The 14,549-nt window shown below is 67.2% G+C and carries 12 protein-coding genes and 1 pseudogene; 6 read left to right on the forward strand and 7 right to left on the reverse strand.

Annotation, left to right across the window (positions count from 1 at the left end; all coding sequences use genetic code 11):
* Positions 1–81: 81 nt before the first annotated feature.
* The 7 genes and pseudogenes from IEX31_RS09055 to rpmH all read right to left on the reverse strand — a co-directional run bounded on the left by IEX31_RS09055 (position 82) and on the right by rpmH (position 4,569).
* On the reverse strand, positions 82–1,113 hold the full coding sequence (locus IEX31_RS09055; RefSeq protein ID WP_188743113.1) for a transposase: 1,032 nt from the start codon (positions 1,111–1,113) through the stop codon (positions 82–84).
* Between the two features lie 390 nt (positions 1,114–1,503).
* Positions 1,504–2,133 (reverse strand): 16S rRNA (guanine(527)-N(7))-methyltransferase RsmG, encoded by a 630-nt coding sequence (gene rsmG, locus IEX31_RS09060; RefSeq protein ID WP_188743114.1) that lies wholly within the window; start codon positions 2,131–2,133, stop codon positions 1,504–1,506.
* A gap of 16 nt (positions 2,134–2,149) precedes the next feature.
* Positions 2,150–2,644 (reverse strand): Jag family protein, encoded by a 495-nt coding sequence (locus IEX31_RS09065; protein WP_188743115.1) that lies wholly within the window; start codon positions 2,642–2,644, stop codon positions 2,150–2,152.
* Between the two features lie 3 nt (positions 2,645–2,647).
* Positions 2,648–3,604, reverse strand: a complete 957-nt coding sequence (gene yidC / locus IEX31_RS09070; protein WP_188743116.1) for a membrane protein insertase YidC — start codon at positions 3,602–3,604, stop codon at positions 2,648–2,650.
* A 156-nt stretch (positions 3,605–3,760) separates the two neighbouring features.
* Positions 3,761–4,051 (reverse strand): annotated as a pseudogene (gene yidD, locus IEX31_RS09075) (membrane protein insertion efficiency factor YidD); the annotation flags it as partial.
* Position 4,052: 1 nt separating this feature from the next.
* On the reverse strand, positions 4,053–4,424 hold the full coding sequence (gene rnpA / locus IEX31_RS09080) for a ribonuclease P protein component (RefSeq protein WP_188743118.1): 372 nt from the start codon (positions 4,422–4,424) through the stop codon (positions 4,053–4,055).
* Positions 4,425–4,431: 7 nt separating this feature from the next.
* On the reverse strand, positions 4,432–4,569 hold the full coding sequence (rpmH, locus tag IEX31_RS09085) for a 50S ribosomal protein L34 (protein WP_022889115.1): 138 nt from the start codon (positions 4,567–4,569) through the stop codon (positions 4,432–4,434).
* A gap of 501 nt (positions 4,570–5,070) precedes the next feature.
* On the opposite strand from rpmH, the gene dnaA reads away from it, so the two are divergent.
* The 6 genes from dnaA (at position 5,071) to gyrA (ending at position 14,547) form a co-directional block, all read left to right on the forward strand.
* A complete protein-coding gene (gene dnaA, locus IEX31_RS09090) occupies positions 5,071–6,417 on the forward strand; it encodes a chromosomal replication initiator protein DnaA (RefSeq protein ID WP_373285515.1) in 1,347 nt (448 codons plus the stop codon).
* 468 nt (positions 6,418–6,885) lie between these two features.
* Positions 6,886–8,034, forward strand: a complete 1,149-nt coding sequence (dnaN, locus tag IEX31_RS09095) for a DNA polymerase III subunit beta (RefSeq protein WP_188743120.1) — start codon at positions 6,886–6,888, stop codon at positions 8,032–8,034.
* 109 nt (positions 8,035–8,143) lie between these two features.
* The gene (recF, locus tag IEX31_RS09100; RefSeq protein ID WP_188743121.1) at positions 8,144–9,337 is read left to right on the forward strand and encodes a DNA replication/repair protein RecF; all 1,194 of its coding nucleotides are present in this window, start codon (positions 8,144–8,146) and stop codon (positions 9,335–9,337) included.
* Positions 9,330–9,806 (forward strand): DciA family protein, encoded by a 477-nt coding sequence (locus tag IEX31_RS09105; protein WP_188743122.1) that lies wholly within the window; start codon positions 9,330–9,332, stop codon positions 9,804–9,806. The genes recF and IEX31_RS09105 overlap by 8 nt, the downstream gene beginning before the upstream one ends.
* Before the next feature lie 123 nt (positions 9,807–9,929).
* Positions 9,930–11,942: a DNA topoisomerase (ATP-hydrolyzing) subunit B gene (gene gyrB, locus IEX31_RS09110; RefSeq protein WP_188743123.1), complete on the forward strand. Its 2,013-nt coding sequence runs from the start codon at positions 9,930–9,932 to the stop codon at positions 11,940–11,942.
* 82 nt (positions 11,943–12,024) lie between these two features.
* The gene (gyrA, locus tag IEX31_RS09115) at positions 12,025–14,547 is read left to right on the forward strand and encodes a DNA gyrase subunit A (RefSeq protein WP_373285516.1); all 2,523 of its coding nucleotides are present in this window, start codon (positions 12,025–12,027) and stop codon (positions 14,545–14,547) included.
* Positions 14,548–14,549: the final 2 nt, after the last annotated feature.

The raw sequence follows: 14,549 nt of genomic DNA on the forward strand, positions 1-14,549 counted from the left end.
CCTCCGGCCAGCCTTGACGCCGGCTCCGGGCGCCACCAGGCGGCCGCTATCGGGGGGGAAGGATCCCCCAAAATCATGTCTCTACGGTTTCAGGGGATTGCCGCCGCCCAGCGCCAGGGTCAGCTGGTCCTTGGGGATGGTGCGGCGCTTGCGGGCCCGCCCGGTCGGGACCTTGTCCGCGGTGATCCTGGTACGCCGCGCGATGCACACCACGCCCTCGGTTGGCCAGGCGCCGGGCAGGTAGTCGATCACGGCCAGCTCGGTGTTCTCCATCCCGATCGCCGGCGTCCACTGGTGATCGGGGATATGGGAGGCGGCCGCGAAGACCGGGGCGGTGCGGGTCACCCCGATCGCGAACTGCACCCCGCGCTCCACGCAGGCGTGGGCGAGGTCCTTGGCGAAGTAGCCCGCGTCCCACCGGGCCCGCACTTGCCCCACCCCGGCTGGGAGGGCAGCGATGGCCCGGTCGAGCATCGCCACGCTGTTGGACCGCGGGTCCGCCGCGCCGGCCATCAGCTCCGCGGCCAGCGGCACCCCAGCCTCGGCCCAGTGCGCGATGTGCGGGCGCAGATTGCGCTGGCCGGTGTGGTTGTACTCCGCCCGCTCCTTCGTCCGCCCGTAGACCTCCACGTCGGTGGTGTCCCCGTCGATCGTGGCGACCTTCAACAACGACAACCGCCGCACCGGCCCCACCAATCCCAGCATTCGGGTGTTGATCGCGCCGATCGCGGTCTCGATCCCGCGCAACTGCTCGTCGGGGAACCGCCGGGCGATCCCGGTCGCGGTCGTCGCCGCCGGGGTCGGGACCGGCTCAAGGAGCTGCCCGGCGACGTCATCACGGCGCCGGTCCAGGCTGACCAGGAAGTCACCCTCGCTCATCTGGCACGACGCCACCGCCATCACCAGCCCGCCGCCCGATACGCCCCGGCGGCGGACCTTCACCGCGCCAATGCCCTCCTCGAGCGCCGCGGTGATCCCCAACACCCGGTCCAGCTCACGGACCGCCCCCACACCCGCGGACGAAGTCAGCCGCGCGTCCGGCGCGCCGACCCGCACCCGACGCGCCCGCGACCGCTGCTTCCCACCCTGCTTGCCCTTGCGTAGAGTTGCCACCGAACAGATGCCCTTCGCCTGGATACATGAAGTCCTCGACAAACCTCATACTTCCAAGGCAAAGGGCATCTGCCCGTCACGACCCGCCAAGCACTACTCGCGGATCTGGGTCAGACGAAGGTGGGTCAAGATGCGCGGCGCGGCGAGCTCAATCGGGGGAGTGGGTGGCCTCGAGTCGGTCTGACCGACTCTCGCGCGAGGCGCATGGTCCCCACCTGCCGTGGCTCGGTGCAGCGTTCAACGGAGCCGAACCACAAGCCACCCGGCAGACGTCAGCTGTCAGCAACACTGCCGAGTTGTCACGGAACCTGAACGGAGGCGTTCGAAGCACACTCTCGGCTCGTCCACACCACTCGTCAACGCGAACATCGACGCAGGTGGCCAACGGCGTCAGCCGACGGTCGCGAGGAACACCCTGGTGACGTCGTCGACCACACCCTCGCCGAGCACGAGCACCTCGTGGTCATGGACGTGGAACTTACGGATCGCCTTCTCGGCGGCAGCGATCTCGGCGTCCACGCCAGCGCCCTTCATGAGCACGAGCTCACCTCCCGGCCGCAGGAGCGGAGCGCTGATCGGGATCAAGGTGCGCAGGGCACTGACCGCGCGCGCGGTCACCTGATCCAAAGCGCCCTTCAGCTTCGCCTCCTCCGCCCGCGCGCGCACGACGTCGACGTTGGCCAACTCGAGCTCCCCGGCCTGACGCTCGAGCCACGCCACTCGCCGCTCCATCGGCTCGATCAGGGTGAACGAGACATCCGGTCGCATGATCGCGAGCACCAGGCCGGGAAGCCCGGCACCGGAGCCGATGTCGCCGACCCGACCCGGGCGCAGCAACGGTGCGACGAGCGCGCTGTTGAGGATATGGCGAGTCCACAGCCGGGGGAGCTCGAGTGGACCGATGAGCCCGAGCTCCTCGCCGTGGCGCGCAAGCGATTCTGTGAACGCGCGACCGCGCTCCAGATGCTCACCGAAGATCCGTAGTGCGACCGCGGGCTCCGGCTCGAGTGCGTCGGTCATTGTTTCACGTGAAACGTCAGGCACCGCGCGTGATGACCGCGTGACGCTCGGAACCCTCGCCCCTGGACTCGGAGTGGAAGCCGCGCTCGCTCACCAGATCGTGCACGAGCTTGCGCTCGTACGACGACATCGCCGGAAGCGCGGCCTCGGCGGCGCCCCCGTCGATGCGCTCGATTGCCCGCGACACCAGCGTCGCGAGCTCGTTGCGGCGTGCATCGCGCGACCCGCCGATGTCGAGGATCAGGCGAGAGAACACGCCGGTCTTCGTCTGCACCGCAAGTCTGGTGAGCTCCTGGAGCGCGCTCACGGTCTCGGGCTTCGACAGCACGTTGAGATTCGCCCCTTCACCGGCATTCACCGAGACGTACGCCCTGCCGTTGCGAGCGTCGATATCGATGTCACCGTCGAGATCGCAGATGTCGAGGACTTCCTCGATGTAGTCGGCGGCGATGTCGCCTTCCTCCTCGAGCTGCGCGATGGAACGGTCCTCGTCCTGGTGAACGTTCGTCATGGCTTACTTCCCGCCCTGTTTCTTCGCACGCGACTTGCCCATAGGCTGCTGGCGCTGGGTCTTCTTCGGTTCCTCGACGGCGACGGCGCTGTCCTGCTTCTCCTCGACCACCAGCTTGCCCTTCTTGGCGAGACGCGCCTCCCGAGCGCGCGCCGCTTCGCTGCCGGGCGTGGGCATGTTGCGGATCACGACGAACTGCTGGCCCATCGTCCAGAAGTTCGAGACGAGCCAGTAGAACATCACGCCGAGCGGGAAAGCGACGCCTGACACGGCGAACACCAGGGGAAGCAGGTAGAGGAGAATGCGCTGCTGCCGGAACATGGGGCTCGCCTTGGTCTCGGGCGACATGTTCTTGGAGACGATCTGCAGTTGCGTGATGAACTGCGACGCGGTCATCAGCACGATCATGATGGCCGCGACCACCATGACCTGCCACGGCCCACCGGCGTTCATGGCGTTGATGAAGGTCGAGTTGAGCGGCGCGCCGAGGAAGACCGCGTTGGCGAACGAATCGGCGAGGTCCTGGCTCAACGCCCCGACACCGGCCTGGTCCTTCACCGACGCGTCGTTGAGCACCGAGAACAGACCGAAGAAGATCGGCATCTGCAACAGCAACGGGAGACATGACGACAGCGGGTTGGTGCCCGTCCGCTTGTAGAGCTCCATGGTCTCGCGCGACATCGCCTCGCGGGAGAACTGGTCCTTCTTGCCCTTGTACTTGTCCTGGATCTTCTTCAGCTGCGGCGCAACCTCGAGCATGCGTCGCTGGCTCTTGATCTGGCGGACGAAGATGGGAATCAGCGCCGCACGCACGACGATGACGAGTCCGACGATCGACAACACCCAGGTGATGCCCGAGTCGGGATCGAGCCCGAAGAACGTCCACATCGAGTGGAACGAGACGAGGATCAGCTCGATGACCCATTTGATGGGCCAGAGGATCAGACCAATGAAGTCCATGGGTGCGGATCAGTCCTTTCGGGACAGGATGGGGGACGAGTTCGTGGTCTCCGTTGCCGGCGCAGGGGCTGAAGCATGATCGGCGGCGCGATGCGTGTGCTCGTGCACAAGTCGAGCGGCCGCGGCATCCGCTTCGGCCTTCGGGAACATGCCGCGCGGCACCACCCAGCCGAACGGAGTCACCGCGTAACGGCCGTGGCGAGCGGGGCGAACGTCGTCGATGCCACCGGCCGTCCACGGGTTGCACCGAAGGATGCGCCAAGCCGTGAGTGCCGACCCGACGAGCAGTCCGCTCTGCTGCACCGAGCCCAGGCCGTACGCGGAGCACGATGGGTAGTACCGGCAGACGTCGCCGTACAGTGGCGAGATCACCGCGCGATAGCCGCGGAGCAGCAGCACGCCGAGGTTGCGGGGGAAGAGGAGCAGGAAGAGCAGGAGGTTGCGCATCTCAGGCGCCCTTCGAGACGAGCGTCGACGCACCGGCGTGTGGCGGCCGCCGGCGAAGCGCGTCGAGCACCTCGGCCCGCAGCACTGGCCACGCGGCATCCGACGCGCCCGGAAGTGCACGAACGACGACGTCCACACCTCGAACGCCGTCGACGACGGCCTCGTGACAGGCTGCCTTGAGGCGGCGGCGCACGAGATTTCGCCGCACTGCAGTGCCGACCTTCTTGGAGACGATGAAGCCGAAACGCGCGTCGGTGCCCGACTCCCGTGAGCGCAGATAGCTCACGGTGTGGGCACCGGCGACCTTCGCACCTCTGCGCACGATGACTCGGTAGTCGTCCGCGCTCGTGATGCGATTGGCTTTGGCGAGCACCGAGCGACTAGGCGGAGAGTTCGGTGCGACCCTTGGCGCGGCGTGCCGACAGAATGGCACGGCCGGCGCGGGTGCGCATGCGAAGGCGGAAGCCGTGCTTCTTGGCGCGACGACGGTTGTTCGGCTGGAACGTACGCTTGCTCATTCTTCTTCTCCGGCTTTCGGATCTCCGTGTCGTGCAGCCATGCGATGCGCCGACGGGAAAACTGGGTGCCCATTGGGCTTGGGTCAACCTACTAAAACTACGGCCTCGGAGTGCCGGGGTCAAACCGGGCGCACCTCGCGCCCGACCATAGTGCAAACACGACAGTATCCCGCTTCCCTCCGGATCCCCTGTGGACCGACACGCCCATCCCGTCGAATCCCTGCTCCGGCATTTGTCCCCGGGGGCTGGATTCGCTACCGTGTGAGACCAGTTATCCCCAGCTTCGCACGCAGAATCTCGGGCCTCTCTCCGAATCTGCCCACAGGACGTGGATAACGCAGTGAACACTTCGCGTCGCGCCGCTCGCATGTCGATCGGGGGATCGATGGGCGGCACACGACGGCACCGGAACGATTGCGGGGAACGATGACAGAGCAGCCCATCTCGGAAACATGGGCCACCGTCCTCGACCGGCTTTCGGACGACGAGGCCATAACGCCGATGCTCCAGGGGTTCCTGAGCCTCGTCGAGCCCAAGGGCATCGCCGCCGGTACCTTCTACCTCGAGGTGCCGAACGACTTCACGGCCAGCATGCTCAACCAACGCATGCGGGTCTCCCTGCTGTCGGCCATGAGCGTCATCGAGTCCCCGTCCGCGGTGACATCGTTCTACGTCGTCGTGAATCCCGAGCTCGAGGAGGCGCGGACCCCCGAGCCGCAGTCCATCCCGCTCGGCGACTATCCGAACCCCGTCGAGCTGCCCGCGTCGCCGCAGTCGGTGTTCGGGAACACGAGTCCCGATCGGCCGCGCGACGCGCGCCTCAACCCGAAGTACTCGTTCGACAGCTTCGTGATCGGCCAGTCCAACCGCTTCGCACATGCCGCGGCGGTGGCCGTGGCGGAGGCGCCGGCGAAGGCGTACAACCCCCTCTTCATCTACGGCGACTCCGGACTCGGCAAGACGCACCTGCTGCACGCGATCGGCCACTACGCGATGAGCCTCTATCCCGGCATCCGGGTGCGGTACGTCTCCAGCGAGGAGTTCACGAACGACTTCATCAACTCGATCGCGAACAATCGCGGCTCCCTCTTCCAGCAGCGGTACCGCAACATCGACATCCTGCTGATCGACGACATCCAGTTCCTGCAGGGCAAAGCGGAGACGCAGGAGGCGTTCTTCCACACCTTCAACACGCTGCACGATCACAACAAGCAGGTCGTGATCACGAGCGATGTGCCGCCGAAGCACCTGACGGGCTTCGAGGACCGCATGCGCAGCCGGTTCGAGTGGGGCCTCATCACCGACGTGCAGGCGCCCGACCTCGAGACCCGCATCGCCATCCTCCGCAAGAAGGCGCAGTCCGAGCGCCTGCAGGTGCCCGACGAGATCCTCGAGTACATGGCCTCGAAGGTGTCGAGCAACATCCGTGAACTCGAGGGCACCCTCATCCGCGTCACCGCCTTCGCGAGCCTCAACCGCACTCCGGTCGACATGCCCCTCGTGCAGACCGTGCTGAAGGACCTCATCTCGGACGACTCCGACAACGTCGTCGCGCCGGTCGACATCATCACGGTGACCGCCGAGTACTTCAAGCTCACGGTCGACGACCTCTACGGCTCGAGCCGCTCGCAGGCCGTGGCCACAGCCCGCCAGATTGCGATGTACCTCTGCCGCGAGCTCACGAGCCTGAGCCTGCCGAAGATCGGCCAACTCTTCGGCAACCGCGACCACACCACGGTGATGTACGCGAACAAGAAGATCTCCGAGCTCATGAAGGAGCGCCGGTCGATCTACAACCAGGTCACCGAGCTCACGGCGCGCATCAAGCAGACGAGCCGCTACCGCTGATCGGATGCCGCGGCCGGCACGGTCGGCCCTCGGCGCGAGCGCGTTCGATCCCCTCGCCGACCCTGCTCTCCGACGCCCTGGAGCCGCGCTGACGGCGATTCCCACAGCTGTGGAGAACTTGTGGATTATTCGCGAGCAACCCCGTCAACGCTGTTGAGACAACGTCGCACCCTGTGCACAACTCGCGATCGAACGAACCAGCGGTACGCGTCATCCGCTGCGAAACCCACACACTGTGCACAGATCGGATGCCCCGTCTCGGGCCTCATTCCGCCGATCGCTGCGCGCCATCCACAGTTTCCACAGCGGTTAACACCGTTAAGAGAGAACCGGTTAACCAGGGGACCCCACAACATTCGAGTCGGCGGCCGGGCCGCCCGAGTTCCGTGGCGCCGAATCTCCCGGCGCGGCAGGGTGCCTGCGGATAGCATGGGAACCCACGACTGCGCCATCCACGACGGGAGAACCGTGAAGTTCCAGGTCAATCGGGACGTCTTCAGTGAGGCCGTTTCCTTCGCCGTCAAGCTGCTGCCCCAGCGCACGACGCTGCCGATCCTCTCGGGCATCCTCATCCAGGCGAACGCCGACGGGCTCGTGCTCTCGTCCTTCGACTACGAGGTGTCGTCCCAGACCGAGATCCAGGCGGATGTCGAGGAGCCCGGCGCGGTGCTCGTCTCCGGCCGCCTCCTCGCCGAGATCGCGGGCCGCCTGCCCAACGCACCCGTGCGCGTGACCACCGAGGATGCCCGCATCTCAGTGAGCTGCGGCTCCTCCAACTTCACCCTGCTCTCGATGCCGGTCGAGGAATACCCGTCGATCCCCGAGATCTCGGGCGAGACCGGAGTCGTGCCGGCCGAGGAGTTCGCCACCGCCGTCGCACAGGTCGCGGTCGCGGCATCCCGTGACGACGTGACGCCGGTCATCACGGGGGTGCAACTCGAGGTGCGTGAGAACCACCTCGGGCTCGTCGCGACCGACCGCTACCGTGTGGCCGTGTGCGAGATCGACTGGGACGGCGGAGCCGTCGCCGGCGACGAGACCCTCACCGCACTCGTTCCCGCGCGCACTCTGCAGGAGGTCGGCAAGACCTTCGGCCACTCGGGCACGATCTCGATCTCGATCACCAGCCGCGACGATCGCGAGCTCATCGCGTTCAGCGCCGACCGCAAGACGGTCACCTCACTGCTCATCAAGGGCAACTTCCCGCCCGTTCGACGGCTCTTCCCCGAGACGGTCGACAACTACGCGGTCATGAGCACGGCAGACCTCATCGAGGCGACCCGCCGGGTCGCCCTCGTGCTCGAGCGCGAGGCCGCCCTGCGGTACACGTTCACCGCCGAGGGCCTCACGCTGGAGGCCATCGGCAGCGAGCAGGCGCAGGCGTCCGAGTCGATCGACGCGATCCTCACCGGCGACGACACCGTCGTCTCGCTGAAGCCGCAGTTCCTGCTCGACGGGCTCGGTGCGGTGCACTCCGAGTTCGTGCGCATCTCGTTCACGAAGACCGAGAATCCCAACAAGCCCGGCCCGGTGCTCATCACGAGCCAGTCGTCGCGCGACCAGGCCGGCTCCGACACGTACCGATACCTGCTGCAGCCCAATCTCCTCCTTCGCTGACCGGAGGGTTCTCGAGACGCCGCTTCGCGGCTCCTCGACCACCGGGAGGTCGGCGGTGGCCGGTAGCGTGGGAAGCCCCGGATGCCGCGTGATCGAAGGGAGTCCAGCCGTGCATGTCGCCCGCCTCTCCCTCATCGACTACCGCAACTACGAGCGCGCCGAACTCGACCTCGGGCCGGGCGCGACCGTGTTCGTCGGGCGGAACGGTCAGGGCAAGACCAACCTCGTCGAAGCCATCGGCTACCTCTCGACGCTGGGCTCGCACCGCGTTTCAGGCGACCAGGCGCTCATCAGGGCCGGGTCGGATGCCGCGATCATCCGTGCACTCCTGACGCACGGCGGCCGCGAGGTGCTCGTCGAACTGCAGCTCAACCGCCAGGGCGCCAACCGCGCGCAACTGAATCGCTCGCCGGTGAAGACGAGGGAGCTGCCGCGGTACGCGCACAGCGTGCTCTTCGCGCCCGAAGACCTCGCGATCGTGCGCGGCGAGCCGTCGGTGCGGCGCCGCATGCTCGACGAGCTGCTGGTACAGCGCACGCCGCGACTCGCCGGCGTGATGGGCGACTACGAGCGGGTTCTGAAGCAACGTAACTCGCTGCTGAAGAGCGCCCGTGCCCGGGGGCTCGCGGCCGCGAAGCTGCCCACGCTCGACATCTGGGACGAACGCCTCGTCGGACTCGGCTCGGAGATCATCGACCAGCGCGTGGCGCTCATCGGTGAGCTCGGTGCTCCGCTCGCGGCGGCCTATCGCTCCATCGTGGATGCCGACCACGGGCCCGAGCTCCGGCCGCTCCTGTCGGTCGACGGGGGCGACCCTGATGGGGAGGATCTCGATACCGCGCTTCACGCCGACTCGACCACCGGCGGCGACACGGTGAAGCAGCCCGCCGGCACCGCGGCACGGTTCGCCGAGGCCGTGCGCCGGTTGCGGCCGAAGGAGCTCGATCGCGGTGTCACCCTGGCCGGGCCGCACCGCGACGACGTGGTGCTGCTCCTCAACGGCCTGCCCGCGAAGGGCTACGCGAGCCACGGCGAGTCGTGGTCGTTCGCGCTCGCCCTGCGACTCGCCTCTGCCGAGCTGCTTCGCCGCGACTCGTCGACGGGCGACCCGGTGCTCGTGCTCGACGATGTGTTCGCCGAACTCGATCGGCTGCGCCGTGAGCGTCTGGCCGCTGCGGTCGGCGGATTCGAGCAGGTGCTCGTCACGGCGGCCGTGCTCGAGGACGTGCCCGAGCCGCTCACGAAGCGCATCGTGCATATCGACGCCGGCCGCATCGTCGAGAGTGAGACCACCGATGTCTGAGGCGGCTCGGGTCTACCAGCACTTCCGCGAGATCTTCGGCGACACCCGCCCGCGCCCGGGTCGCGCCCGGAACCGGGTGCGCGAGGCATCCGGAAGCGAGCCCTTCACACCGGGCCGCGACCCGCGGCCGCTCGGCGACGCGATCGACGGGCTCACGACCCAGCTCGGGTGGACGGCTCCGCTCTCGCAGCACGAGGTGCTCGCGTCGTGGGCCGACGTCGCGGGCGAGGAGATCGCCAGGCACTCCGAGGCGATCGCGATCGAGAACGGCGTGCTGCAGGTGCGTTGCGAGTCGACGGCGTGGGCGACGCAGCTGCGCCTGATGCGTACCGAACTCGTCACGCGCATCCTCGACCGGAGCCCGGAGGCGGGCGTCGAGACCATACGCTTCCAGGGCCCGGATGCCCCCACCTGGAAAAGGGGTCCCAGATCGGTTCCAGGGCGTGGTCCGCGCGATACCTACGGCTGAGACGGCAAATTCGGTCACCGTGCCTGCGTCATCGCCTCAGATCGGCGCTTCCGGGCCGGGGGCGAGCCTCCGTTTGATAGGATCAAGGGTCGACAGAATGACGGTCAGGAGCCCGATTCACACATGACAGCCGAACCCGCGAAGGCCCAACAGAAGCCGGCGTACGGCGCCGATGACATCCAGGTTCTCGAGGGCCTCGAAGCGGTTCGCAAGCGGCCGGGCATGTACATCGGTTCCACCGGTCCGCGTGGCCTGCACCACCTCGTGTACGAGATCGTGGACAATTCCGTCGATGAGGCGTTGGCCGGCTACGCCACCGCGATCGACGTGACGATCCTTCCCGACGGCGGAGTCCGCGTGATCGACAACGGCCGCGGCATCCCGGTGGACATCCACAAGACCGAGGGCCGTTCGACCGTCGAGGTCGTGCTCACGGTGCTGCACGCGGGCGGCAAGTTCGGTGGTGGGGGATACGCAGTGTCGGGAGGTCTGCACGGTGTCGGGTCATCCGTCGTCAACGCCCTGTCGTCGCGGCTCGACGTCGAGGTCCACCGCCAGGGCTTCGTGTGGACGCAGTCGTACACCGTCGGCGTGCCCGATGCCCCGCTCGCGAAGGGCGGCGCGTCCGACCAGACGGGCACGACCATCACCTTCTGGCCGAACCCCGACATCTTCGAGACCGTCGAGTTCGACTACGAGACGCTCCGCACCCGGTTCCAGCAGTACGCCTTCCTCAACAAGGGCCTGCGCATCACGCTCACCGACCTTCGCGCGGGCAAGGAGGAGATCGAGCCCGAGGACACGCCGACGACTGGTGCGATCACGATCCACCCGCGCACCGACACCTTCCGCTACGAGCGCGGGCTCGTCGACTACGTCGAGTACCTCAACCGCTCGAAGAAGTCCGACTTCGTGAACGAGGAGATCATCTCCTTCGAGTCGGAGGACACCGAGCGCAAGATCGCCCTCGAGGTGGCGATGCAGTGGACCACCGCATACACCGAATCGGTGCACACCTACGCGAACACCATCAACACACACGAAGGCGGCACCCACGAGGAGGGATTCCGCGCGGCGCTGACGACCCTCGTCAACCGGTACGCGCGCGAGAAGGGGATCCTCAAGGAGAAGGACGACAACCTCTCCGGCGAGGACGTGCGCGAGGGCCTCACCGCCGTCATCTCGGTGAAGCTCGCCGAGCCGCAGTTCGAGGGCCAGACGAAGACGAAGCTCGGCAACACCGAGGCGAAGTCGTTCGTGCAGAAGGTCACGGCCGACCAGCTCGGCGACTGGTTCGAGCGCAATCCGGGTCCTGCGCGCGACATCATCCGCAAGGCGATCCAGGCCGCGACGGCCCGACTCGCCGCCCGCAAGGCGCGCGAGGCCACCCGCCGCAAGGGACTGCTCGAGTCCGGCGGCATGCCAGGCAAGCTCAAGGACTGCTCGTCGAAGGATCCGTCGGTCTCCGAGATCTTCATCGTCGAGGGCGACTCGGCCGGCGGTTCGGCCGTGCAGGGCCGTAACCCCGAGACGCAGGCGATCCTGCCGCTGCGCGGCAAGATCCTCAACGTCGAGAAGGCGCGCCTCGACCGGGCACTCGCGAACAATGAGGTGCAGGCCATGATCACGGCGTTCGGCGCCGGCATCGGCGAGGACTTCAACGCCGAGAAGGCCAGGTACCACAAGATCGTGCTCATGGCCGACGCCGACGTCGACGGCCAGCACATCACCACGCTGCTGCTCACCCTCCTGTTCCGCTACATGCGCCCGCTCATCGAGCTCGGCTACGTGTACCTCGCGCAGCCGCCGCTCTACCGCATCAAGTGGTCGAACGCCGAGCACCAGTTCGTCTACTCCGACAAGGAGCGCGACCTGCTCGTCGCCGACGGCACCGCGAAGGGCTGGCGCGTTCCCAAGGAGAACGGAATCCAGCGCTACAAGGGTCTCGGCGAGATGAACCACCAGGAGCTCTGGGAGACCACGATGAACCCCGAGACCCGCACGCTCCTGCAGGTCACCATGGAGGACGCGGCCGCGGCCGACGAGATCTTCGCGACCCTGATGGGCGAAGACGTCGAGAGTCGTCGCAACTTCATCCAGAAGAACGCGAAGGACGTGCGCTTCCTTGACATCTGACGTGATCAACCCAGGCGCCGACGACGACCGCGAGGGCTTCGGCGTGCACGGCAGGATCGACCAAGTCGACCTGCAACTCGAGATGCAGCGGTCGTACCTCGATTACGCCATGAGCGTCATCGTCGGCCGCGCGCTCCCCGAGGTGCGCGACGGGCTGAAGCCGGTGCATCGCCGGGTCATCTACGCCATGTACGACGGCGGCTACCGGCCCGACAAGGCGTTCTCGAAGTGCGCCCGTGTGGTCGGCGATGTCATGGGTCAGTACCACCCGCACGGCGACACCGCGATCTACGACGCGCTCGTGCGCCTGGTGCAGCCGTGGAGCCTCCGGTACCCGCTGGCACTCGGCCAGGGCAACTTCGGCTCGCCCGGCAACGACGGGGCGGCGGCCCCCCGATACACCGAGACGAAGATGGCGCCGCTCGCCCTCGAGATGGTTCGCGACATCGACGAGGACACCGTCGACTTCCAGGACAACTACGACGGTCACACCCAGGAGCCGTCCATCCTGCCGTCGCGGTTCCCGAACCTCCTCGTCAACGGCTCGGTCGGCATCGCGGTGGGCATGGCGACCAACATCCCGCCCCACAACCTCCGCGAAGTGGCATCCGGTGCGCAGTGGTACCTCGAGCACCCTGAGGCGTCGCGCGAGGAGCTGCAGGATGCGCTGATCCGGCGCATCAAGGGACCCGACTTCCCGACGGGCGCGCAGATCCTCGGCGTGAAGGGCATCAACGACGCCTACCGCACCGGACGCGGCTCGATCACCATGCGCGCCGTGGTCTCGGTGGAGGAGCTCCAGGGCCGCACCTGCCTCGTCGTCACCGAGCTGCCCTACCAGGTGAACCCCGACAACCTCGCGATCAAGATCGCCGACCTCGTGAAGGACGGCAAGATCGGCGGCATCGCCGACATCCGCGACGAGACGTCCGGCCGCACCGGACAGCGCCTCGTGATCGTGCTGAAGCGCGACGCGGTCGCCAAGGTCGTGCTGAACAACCTGTACAAGCACACGCAGCTGCAGGAGAACTTCGGCGCGAACATGCTCGCGATCGTCGACGGCGTGCCGCGCACGCTCTCGATCGACGGCTTCGTCGCGCACTGGGTCGACCACCAGGTCGACGTGATCGTGCGGCGCACGCAGTACCGCCTGCGCAAGGCGGAGGAGCGAATGCACATCCTGCGCGGCTACCTCAAGGCGCTCGACGCGCTCGACGAGGTCATCGCGCTCATCCGCCGGTCGCCCACCGTCGACGACGCGCGCGAGGGACTCATGAAGCTCCTCGACATCGACGACCTGCAGGCGCGCGCCATCCTCGAGATGCAGCTGCGCCGGCTGGCCGCGCTCGAGCGCCAGAAGATCATCGACGAGTCCGAGGAACTCGCCGCACTGATCGCCGACTACCAGGCGATCCTCGCCTCGCCCGAGCGCCAGCGCACCATCGTCTCGGAGGAGCTTGCCGAGATCGTAGACAAGTACGGCGACGAGCGCCGCACGCACATCCTCCCGGGGTACGACGGCGACATGTCGGTCGAGGACCTCATCCCCGAGGAGGAGATGGTGGTCACCGTCACGCGCGGCGGCTACGTCAAGCGCACGCGGAGCGACAACTACCGCTCGCAGCACCGCGGGGGCAAGGGCGTGCGGGGCGCGCAGCTGCGCGCCGATGACGTCGTGGAACACTTCTTCGTGACCACGACGCACCACTGGCTGCTGTTCTTCACGAACATGGGTCGCGTCTACCGCGCGAAGGCGTACGAGATCCAGGAGGGCGGCCGCGACGCGAAGGGCCAGCACGTCGCCAACCTCCTCGAGATGCAGCCCGATGAGCAGATCGCCGAGATCCTCGACATCCGCGACTACGAGGTGACGAAGTACCTGGTGCTCGCGACGCGCGATGGCCTCGTGAAGAAGACCGACCTCACCGCGTACGACACCAACCGCTCGCGCGGCGTCATCGCGATCATCCTCCGCGAGGGCGACGAGCTCGTCTCCGCTATGCTCGCCGACGACGACGACGAGATCCTGCTCGTCTCGCGCAAGGGCATGTCGCTCCGGTTCGAGGCGACGGACGACGCGCTCCGCCCGATGGGGCGCTCGACCTCGGGTGTGAAGGGCATGAGCTTCCGCGACGGGGACAGCCTGCTCGAGGCATCCGTCGTCGATCGGTCGGATGCCGCGGCAGACGCGGATGCCGCAGGGTCGACGCCTGAGGACAACGGCCAGAAGCTCAGTGCGACCGACACCTACGTGTTCGTCGTCACCGAGGGCGGCTACGCCAAACGCACCCGGGTCGAGGAGTATCGCAAGCAACAGCGCGGCGGACTCGGCATCAAGGTGGCCAAGCTGAGCGAGGACCGCGGCGACCTCGCGGGCGCCCTCATCGTCTCCAGCGGCGACGAGGTGCTGGTGGTTCTTGCCAGCGGCAAGGTGGTACGCTCTGACGTCGCCGAGGTTCCCGCCAAGGGCAGGGACACGATGGGCGTCGTGTTCGCGAAGTTCGCGGATGACGACCGGATCATCGCCATCGCGAAGAATTCCGAACGGAATCTCGTGGAGGACGCCGCAGACACCGAAGCGGCCGAGCCCGCGGGAGAGGAGTAACC

The sequence above is a fragment of the Agromyces bauzanensis genome, assembly GCF_014645655.1.
Classification (GTDB): Bacteria; Actinomycetota; Actinomycetes; order Actinomycetales; family Microbacteriaceae; genus Agromyces; species Agromyces bauzanensis.